Origin of the sequence: Nocardia sp. NPDC047648, assembly GCF_040642815.1 — a bacterium.
GTDB lineage: Bacteria > Actinomycetota > Actinomycetes > Mycobacteriales > Mycobacteriaceae > Nocardia > Nocardia gamkensis.
Window position 1 is genome coordinate 1 of sequence record NZ_JBEYSX010000034.1, and the last position, 8,339, is coordinate 8,339.

Annotated in this window: 11 protein-coding genes; 7 read left to right on the forward strand and 4 right to left on the reverse strand. The window is 64.0% G+C overall.

Features of this window, described 5'->3' with window-relative positions; translation table 11 throughout:
- Positions 1–456: 456 nt before the first annotated feature.
- Positions 457–606 carry a hypothetical protein gene (locus ABZ803_RS35100; RefSeq protein ID WP_357046162.1) on the forward strand — a complete coding sequence of 50 codons (150 nt, stop codon included), beginning with the start codon at positions 457–459 and terminating at the stop codon, positions 604–606.
- On the forward strand, positions 606–1,433 hold the full coding sequence (locus tag ABZ803_RS35105; protein ID WP_357046164.1) for a Fic family protein: 828 nt from the start codon (positions 606–608) through the stop codon (positions 1,431–1,433). The genes ABZ803_RS35100 and ABZ803_RS35105 overlap by 1 nt, the downstream gene beginning before the upstream one ends.
- Before the next feature lie 38 nt (positions 1,434–1,471).
- On the opposite strand, the gene ABZ803_RS35110 is transcribed toward ABZ803_RS35105, so the two are convergent.
- The 4 genes from ABZ803_RS35110 to ABZ803_RS35125 form a co-directional block, all read right to left on the reverse strand.
- Positions 1,472–1,648: a hypothetical protein gene (locus ABZ803_RS35110; protein WP_357046166.1), complete on the reverse strand. Its 177-nt coding sequence runs from the start codon at positions 1,646–1,648 to the stop codon at positions 1,472–1,474.
- A gap of 571 nt (positions 1,649–2,219) precedes the next feature.
- Positions 2,220–2,708: a gamma-glutamylcyclotransferase family protein gene (locus ABZ803_RS35115; RefSeq protein ID WP_357046168.1), complete on the reverse strand. Its 489-nt coding sequence runs from the start codon at positions 2,706–2,708 to the stop codon at positions 2,220–2,222.
- A complete protein-coding gene (locus ABZ803_RS35120; protein ID WP_357046170.1) occupies positions 2,698–3,813 on the reverse strand; it encodes a hypothetical protein in 1,116 nt (371 codons plus the stop codon). Before ABZ803_RS35120 ends, ABZ803_RS35115 begins: the two co-directional genes overlap by 11 nt.
- A gap of 176 nt (positions 3,814–3,989) precedes the next feature.
- Positions 3,990–4,343 carry a winged helix-turn-helix domain-containing protein gene (locus ABZ803_RS35125; protein ID WP_357046171.1) on the reverse strand — a complete coding sequence of 118 codons (354 nt, stop codon included), beginning with the start codon at positions 4,341–4,343 and terminating at the stop codon, positions 3,990–3,992.
- A 116-nt stretch (positions 4,344–4,459) separates the two neighbouring features.
- On the opposite strand from ABZ803_RS35125, the gene ABZ803_RS35130 reads away from it, so the two are divergent.
- From ABZ803_RS35130 to ABZ803_RS35150, 5 genes are read left to right on the forward strand one after another with little or no spacing between them, the layout of a single operon-like run.
- Positions 4,460–4,861 carry a hypothetical protein gene (locus ABZ803_RS35130; protein ID WP_357046173.1) on the forward strand — a complete coding sequence of 134 codons (402 nt, stop codon included), beginning with the start codon at positions 4,460–4,462 and terminating at the stop codon, positions 4,859–4,861.
- The gene (locus tag ABZ803_RS35135; protein ID WP_357046175.1) at positions 4,861–5,139 is read left to right on the forward strand and encodes a hypothetical protein; all 279 of its coding nucleotides are present in this window, start codon (positions 4,861–4,863) and stop codon (positions 5,137–5,139) included. Before ABZ803_RS35130 ends, ABZ803_RS35135 begins: the two co-directional genes overlap by 1 nt.
- The gene (locus ABZ803_RS35140) at positions 5,136–6,872 is read left to right on the forward strand and encodes a replication initiator (RefSeq protein WP_357046177.1); all 1,737 of its coding nucleotides are present in this window, start codon (positions 5,136–5,138) and stop codon (positions 6,870–6,872) included. The genes ABZ803_RS35135 and ABZ803_RS35140 overlap by 4 nt, the downstream gene beginning before the upstream one ends.
- Before the next feature lie 15 nt (positions 6,873–6,887).
- Complete coding sequence (locus ABZ803_RS35145; protein WP_357046179.1) at positions 6,888–7,106, forward strand: helix-turn-helix domain-containing protein; 219 nt, start codon at positions 6,888–6,890, stop codon at positions 7,104–7,106.
- Positions 7,106–8,227: a tyrosine-type recombinase/integrase gene (locus ABZ803_RS35150; protein WP_357046181.1), complete on the forward strand. Its 1,122-nt coding sequence runs from the start codon at positions 7,106–7,108 to the stop codon at positions 8,225–8,227. The genes ABZ803_RS35145 and ABZ803_RS35150 overlap by 1 nt, the downstream gene beginning before the upstream one ends.
- Positions 8,228–8,339: the final 112 nt, after the last annotated feature.

Consider the following 8,339-nt stretch of genomic DNA (forward strand, 5'->3'; position numbering starts at 1 on the left):
CTCACACGCGGAAGGTCGCTGGTTCGATCCCAGCTGGGACCACTCAATCCCCCCGACATATTGCCTGGTCGGGGAATTATTCGTTTGCATACCCTTGGGTGCATGTAGCCAAAGCTGTAGCCAAAACTCTCCCCGGTTGCCCGTTGTAATCCGGGCGTTGGGGCATACCGGGGGCACGGGGTTGGCCCTGTTGGGTGGTGGGTTGCACCCAGAGGCGGGCTGGCTGCGCCTGCCCCTTATCGGCCTGCCTTTCGCGCGTAGAGGCTCCGGGGTCAAGAGTGGCGATAGCCATCACGTAGTGACGCCGTAGGCGCTCTTGACGCTGGAGGGGCGCGTGAACACAATGCAGGCCACCACACAGCAGGGCCAAGCGGCCGAAGGGCGCTCCAGGTGGTGTCACTTAGCTCTCCTCGGATGCATCCAGTAGAGGCGGTCGTGGTCTTGTAAGCTGTATGCATGGGTGAGGTACAGCATGTTGAGGCGGCTGAGGCTGTCTCGGCTCGTGCTGAGGAATCAGGCATCACCTTCGTGCCTCGGGAGAAGGTCGACCTCATATTTGAACGCGAGATGGCGCGCTGGTCGACCCTCCTGGAGCGACTCAAGTAGTGATCGAGTACCTGAGTGCTGAGGATCTGATTCGGTTCAACGCTGCCCAAGATGGCGGGGTGGGTGTTGCGGACCTTGCGGGTGTCGAAACGAACGCCTTGCGCCCGGCGACAGAATTCGGCGGTGTCGAAAAGTTCCCAGATCTGTGGTTGAAGGCTGCGGCGTACGTACACGGGATAGCGACCACCCAGTACTTCACCGATGGCAACAAGCGGACGGCATGGCTGGCAGCGGTAGTTTTCCTGTCGTCGAACGGCGTCACTCTTCCTCGTGTCCTAGACATTGAGGCTGAGGCATTTGTGCAGGCCGTAGCCCAGGATGTCTGGAGGACGGACGAAGAACCAGAGCTGACAGTGATGAAGGCAGCTGAGTGGTTCCGGAAGAAGTCCGAAGCTAATCGGACCGATCCCCTTTCGTCCTGGGAACTCGACACGGGTGGCGTGTCCATGGTGATCACAGGAGCGTTCTTCGCAGAGTACTGCCGGGTGTCTGAGGGCAAAATGGACGTGCTCGGTGGTGTCCTGGACACATACTTCGTCCAGGGCTTTCCCGAGCGGGTGACACTGACGATCGTGATGATTTGCCAGACTGGGCCCGAAGATGTCGGGAAGCCGCGAATGATCGACGGGTACGTCGTCAGTCCCGGCGGTGAGCCACGGAAGTTCTTCCAGGCAGTCACACGAATCAACGAGGCGGAGAACAGGTTCATCTACGTGATCGTCCAGCTCGACGTCTATGAACCGGGTCGACACGTATTCCAACTGGTTGTTGAAGGCAATGAGAATGCGACGAGGACTGTGTCGCTCAACTTCGCCGCTGCGCCCTGACAACAACTAGGCACCGAAGGGCCGAAGCCCTTCCGGAGTCAGTACGGGTAGCGGGCCAAGGTCTCGAGGTTGCGGCGGTACTGGGCGTCGCACTGGTGGCAGCGCCACCGGATTCCGCGCTGTTCGCCGTGGGTGGGGTACTCGTAGAGGAACGGGACCGCGGCGGGGTTGTCGCATCCGCGAAGCTGGCAGGTGGTGGGCTCGGTGACGTTCATCTTCGATTCCTCTCCGGTTGGGGTGGTCTGGCTGAGGGCGTCTCAATCACGACTCCGGCGGGTGTCAAGAGTCGGCGAATGCCGATCACGCAGTGACGCCATAGGCGCTCTTGATGCCCGCTGGTGGCGTGATAGCCCTCGGATCAGTCAGACCACCACGGCTGGTGAGGAACTGGTGACCGTCGGGGCCCCGCTCGGCTGACTGCGGTGACGTGCTCATGAACGTGTCCGGAGCTCCACGGGACCACAGCCGGTGGACCGGGCAGAGTGCCGGCCGATTCGTCGTGGACTGCGGGAGGTAGGTCGGGTACGGCTCTCGGCGTGCCCAGCACTGCGAGGATGTTCGGGAAGTGGCCAGAGAGGCTCACTGCGCCCCGGCGGCCGAGTGTCGCCGACGCGCCCGCCGCTCCGGTGGCCGAGGAGCCTGCGACGAGGACGCCGTCGTGCGGCCTGGCGCGGCGGCGGCGCGAAGCGCCGCCGGGGCGCTCTTGATCCTATATAGCCAAATTCGGCAACAACCTGCATGACGCTGGGCGCGGGCGGTGGCCTTCATCGGCTTCCAGCTCGGGAGTCAGTGCGTCGAATTCCCGGCGCGGTCGCGTTCCAACCAGGCGGTGCATCGCTGGACGTAGGCGGGAAGTTCGGATGCTGCGAAGTCGTCAGCGATCCAGTCGAGCTGGTCGACAGGCTTCTTCCATGCGTAGACCATCGCGTGGAGGCCACTGTCGAGGGTGACTGGCACAAGGTCGTAGTCGTCGTCCTCGAACCGATCTAGAAGCATCCATTCTGCGGGCGTGATGCCGCTTAGGACCCGACCGTATGCGGACCTGGCTGGGTCGGGTACGAGTCCGGGGTAGACGCGGTGAGGTAGGCGGGCTACTCGCCATCCGCTGAGCTTGTCTTCGGCCGACTCCGGTACCCGGCCGATCAGGGCGTCGAGAACTGGGGCGAGCTGTAGCGTTCCGTATGCGAACAGGGGTGTCGTCTCGGTTGAATTCGGGCCCGCTGGCCCGAGGATGTCGAATCGAGTCTCGTGCACTCGCCGGGTCTCAATTGACATTCGGAATCTCCTTGGTGCGCTTCCGCTCGATATGCTCGACGTCCCATCGGACCGTGACAGATTGCCCTGGGCGCAAGTAGTCACGAGTTAGGGTGACCAGAACGTCATCTCCGTCATTGTCCCAGATCAGGTCTTCTGACACCGTTTGCTCGGAGCCGTTGACCTGCTCCTCTGTGGCGGCGTACGACAGCAGTCGCCCAACTGCATTGTGCCGCAACGTGATTGTGACGTGGCGGGTGTACCGCGGCAATCCCTGCCGCCAGTAGTGGTCGCTTACGAACTGTCCGCCAGCACATTCGTATGCGATGGTGCCGGTCTCACCTGGCCGGATGGGTGGGGATATTTGGCAGGCGAACTTCGAGAGTCCGGGCGTGTCGTGAATGCGCTGGATGATGACTTTGCGCGATCCAGTGGTAGACGGTGTGATTTGAATTCCGTCCGGTGTGTGCTCGAACCAGACTTCTCGCGCTATTCGCGTCACGGGGTGTTCGCTCATATTGAATAGCTCGTGCCGGTAGCACACGGTCGAGAGTCCATCGCTGCGAATGTCGATGCTGACGTGCATCTCAAGCTCGACAACCTGACCCGCGAGACTTGCCAGTCGCGCTGTCTCTTGGGCGTCGATGCGAAGAACGCGAGCCAGCGCTACTAACTTCTTGGCCACCAAGTGCATGGCGTCCGGAATGTCGCTGCCTCCCGCGAGTGCGCCGTCGAGTCCGGTAGCCGGGCGACCGATTCGAGCTGTCGGCGCAGTCCAAGTCGCGCGATGGGCATCAGGTGCGCTGAACGCTTCTTCCACTGCACGGACGAGATGAGCGACGCCAGCATGATCCTGTCCGTTTGCAACAGGACCATCCGTGATCGCTTCGAACAGCGCTTCGGCCGTCCATCCGGGGAACATGGCTTCCAGCACTCGGCAATGATCCGGGTACGGCAACCCCTTGAGTTCGCCAGCCAGCCAGCGATGCAGTTGCCCTCGACTCGGTGCCGTACCGACCAATTGCGGATCGACGCCCGATGCCACGCGGTCGTACTCCCGGCAAAACGTCGCGTACTTCTGCCAGTGTCGTTCTCGTAGAAGTTGTTTCAATCGGATAGATGCCATAGGCGCTCCCCTCCCCTGGCCTGCTGAGCAGTAGACGAGACATAGACGCTACAACAGTCGCGACATGTGTGACAGTCCCGCACGAGACGCGACATCGCGGAGCGTAGTGCCGCAACACCGTGTCGACGTTTCCTGAAATCGTGAAGCGCACAACGCCGACCGGGACGGCCGGTCTTTCAGCCCCGCCCTTGGGTGTTGCCCTCGATTCGATCGAGACGCGCGCCAAGGTCATCCGTAATCCTGCGCAGCTGCTGAACCTCAGCGCGAAGGTCATCAAGATCGTGGATCGGATCGCTCGGCCGATCGGTCGCAACGAAAACGCCGACAGCTGGTGTGGTCACCACCCATCCCTCGTCTTGAAGCACTCGAAGAGCTTTTTGCGCAGTGCCCAGCGACACCCTGAAGTCTTCGGCGAGCCGACGGTTCCCCGGCAGTCGGTCGCCGGGCTGGCGAGCGCCAGAGCGGATCTCGTCCTTGATCTGCTCAACCACCCGCCGATATGTGGCAAGGCCAGCGCGTGCGGAGTCCATCGGGCAAGTGTACGTAAACCGATATGCGCCGATCTAGGTCAGACACTTCCATACTGCTACATAGTGATGCATACTGATATGCATCAGTCAGTCTCGTTGGGTCGGAGGTTTTCTCGATGAACACACAGCTCGCGCAATCCCAAGTAGCCACCGAAATGAGCGAGGAGTTCGCGCGGCTTCTGCTGTTTGGTGCGGAGGCGTTGCCGGTGCAGGAGCGGTGGTTGCTGGGTTGGCTGTTGGCGCGGCCGAACCGGATGTCGATCGCGTTCGAGGAGACGGCGGGTCTTGGGCCGGTGGGTTCGCGGGCGTTCCGGGAGATGTGCGCGCGGTGGCGGGAGTGCGAGTTGCTGACCCTGGCCTACAGCGAGGAGCACGACGCGACGCTGTGGCAGGCCACCGACTTGGCGGAGCTGCTGTTGCGCCTGGACCCGGTGGAGTGGGTGCTGATGACCACCGACACGAGCAATCTGCCGCCGGTGGATCTGGACAACGTGATCGAACTCGGGGCGGTGGCGTGATGGCTGATGTGGTGATGCCGGAGACGTGGATGTCGCCGAAGCGGGAGGTCCTGATCCGGGCCCGGCAGTCGATGGGGCTGGGGCTCAACGAGTTCGCGGATCGGCTGAACGAGGTGATCGGTCCGGTGCAGTGGCCCCGTGTGCCGCTGACCTGGCAGGCGATCGACGTGTGGGAGACCCAGCTTCAGCCGCCGGACTTCGTGGTGGACGCGGCGCTGACGCTCCTGCGGGTCACGCGGACGCCGTGGTCGACGGCCCTCCCGGTGGAGGTGGCATGACGGCGGAGAACGTCACGGAACTGCCCAGCCCTGTCACTGATGGTGATGGGGCTGCGGCCCGTGAAACAGCGGCCGATCGGCGCGCCCGGCTCAACGTGGTCGAGCTGGCCTATGACATGGCCGAGCAGCACGGGGTGTGCCGTCGACCGCTGGCCATGCTCGCTACCGACCTGGACACGCACTGCTCGAAATATGTTGGGGCCCCGTGTAAGTCGACGTTGGAGTGCGTGTGCCCGGCGTGTGCGACGCGGGCGTTGAGGCTTCGTCAGCAGCAGGCCCGGGAGGGCTGGCACATCGAGGAGGAACCCGTGGAGGACAAGAACCCACCGACCCAGCAGCAAACCGACCTGCTGACCGCGCGGGCGGCGCTGATGCAGGAGTACGACAAGGCCCGCGACGACGGCGACGAAGACGCGATGGACGGCATCCGCGAGGTCGTGGCCGATCTGGATGAGGAGCTGCGCGCGACCGGGATCAAGGGCAAGCTGCCCAGCCTGGACCCGGAGCCCAAGCCGGTGCGGAAGCGCTCGACCAGGCGGCGCCAGGAGCAGCCGGACCTGCCGCGTAAGAAGGTCGCCAAGACCACGGTGGGGCGGGTGTACGCGGGCAAGTACCGGCCCTCGCTGTTCCTGACCCTCACCCTGCCCTCGTATGGCCGGATCAACCGCGACGGTGCCGGGGTGGACGAGAAGGGCAAGCCCATCTCCGACGGCTCCCCGGTCGACCCGGACTCTTACGACTATCGACGTGCGGCTCGGGACGCGATCCACTTCTCGGCGTTGTTCGATCGGTTCATCCAGAACTACCGCCGTGCCTCGGGTCGGGATGTGCAGTACTTCGCGACGGTGGAGCCGCAGAAGCGCGGGGCCCCGCACATCCACATCGGGGTCCGCGGTACCGACCCGAAGGAACTGATCCGACAGTTGGCGGCGGCGACCTATCACCAGGTGTGGTGGCCGCACTTCGACCACGAGGTCTACACCGACCGGATGCCGTACTGGGACTACACCGCCGGCCGATTCGTCGACCCCGACACCGGCGAACCCGTCCCGACGTTCACTGAGGCTCTGGACCTGATGGACACCGTGGACGAGCTGGAACCAGCGCATGTGGTGCGGTTCGGTACCCAGGTCGACGCGAAGGGCATCCTCGGCGGCACCGAAGAAGCCGGGCGGCATATCGGCTACCTGACGAAGTACCTCACCAAGTCGGTTGGAGACGTGCTGGAGGCCAAGACCCAGCGCGCGGCCGACCACTACGACCGCCTGCACGCGCAGCTGTGCAAGACGCCGTGCTCCCCGAGCTGTGGGGTGTGGTTCCGTTACGGCATCGTCCCCAAGGGCGCCACCGCCAAGACCATCCCCGGCTTGTGCAAGGGCAAGGCTCATCGACGCGACACGTTGGGGTTGCGTGGGCGTCGGGTGCTGGTGTCGCGGAAGTGGACCGGTAAGGACCTGGCCGACCACAAGGCCGACCGCGCGGAGTTCGTTCGGCAACGCCTCGCCGAAGCCGGGATCTCTCGTGAGGTCATCTCCCGATTGCAGATCACCCCGGTAGAGCCGGGCGACCCGAACGTGCCTCCGCGGGAGCACCTGATCATGCAGATGGTCGCTCAGAAGATCACCTGGCAAGCGGAGTACACCCGTGCCCAGCTCGCGGACCTACCGACAGATCTGCGGCCCAGTGAAACCACTGCAGCGCAACACGATTCATCCGAAGACACAGCGGCATAGGGGAGAGGTCCAACGATGACTATCGAGTCCAGATACGTGGACGTGGAGGGGGCGGCGGCGTACCTCGGTACCGGTGTCCGGTTCATTCGTCGGCTGGTCGCGGAACGGCGGGTGGTGTTCTACAAGGTCGGCGGGCATGTGCGGTTCAAGGTGTCGGACCTGGAGGCGTACGCCCAGGCGGGCAGGGTCGAACCGATCGAGGTCCGCTGGAGCGGCGGCAAGGCGGTGGCCTGATGGCGCGACGGCGGTTCGGCAAAGTCCGCAAGCTGCCTTCCGGCAAGTATCAGGCGTCGTTCATCGGCCCGAATGGCAAGCGGCAGAACGCGCCCAATACGTTCCGCACCAAGACCGACGCCGATCGGTGGTTGGTCAACGTCGAGTCCGACATCAGTCGGGGCGCCTGGCTGGATGAGCGGATCGGGCGGCAGCGGTTCGGGGACTACGCCTCGGCGTACCTGCGTGATAACCCGGACATTGGTCCGCGGTGGGAGGAGACATGTAGGCGGAACATGCGTCTGCATATGACGGATCTACTGGACAAGCCGCTGATCGCGATTACGCCGCCGGTGGTGCGCAGCTGGCATGCCAAGGCCCTCGCCGGTACTGGCGGCAAGACTTCTATCGCCCAGTCGTACCGGTTCCTGCGGACCGTGATGAACCAGGCGAAGCGGGACGGCGCGATTTCGGCAAACCCGTGCACGATCAAGGGCGCTGGTTCTGACCGGGCGAAGGAGCGCACCGTAGCGACTCCGGCGCAGGTCGCCGAACTGGTCGAGAAGATCACTCCCCGGTATCGGGCGGCGGTGCTGCTGGCGGCATGGTGCGGTCTGCGACGTGGCGAGATCATCGGCCTGGCGGTCGTGGACCTGGACCTGGTGGCCGATGAGGTCTGGGTCCGGCGAAATCGGGTGGAGCTGTTGGAGTCCGGCGAGGCTTTCGACAAGGACCCGAAGACCGACGCGGGCAAGCGGCCAGTGTCCATCCCTCCGCACCTGCGGCCGTTCCTGGTCGAGCACCTGGAGAAGTGGTCTGGGCCTACCTGGCTGTTCGTCGGCCAGGACGGTCAGCGGATGCGGGGCAACGCGATCTATCAGGCGTTCGTCCGGGCCCGGAATCGGGTCGGGGTAGAGGTCAGCTTTCATGATCTTCGTCACACCGGCCAGACCTTGGCTGCGGCGACCGGGGCCACGCTGGCGGACTTGAAGAAGCGACTCGGGCATGCCTCCACGGCTGCCGCCTTGCGGTACTTGCACGCTGTCGACGGCCGCGACAAGGAGGTCGCCGCCGAGCTGAGCAAGCTGGCAGCCAGGGGGAGCGCGGTGGAACTGCCCCGCACGATCATCGTGAGGCACTGAGGGATCGGGGGCACGTGGGGGACACGACAGCGTGTGCTACTGTCCTGACCTGCATCGATGCGCCTGACTCACACGCGGAAGGTCGCTGGTTCGATCCCAGCTGGGACCACTC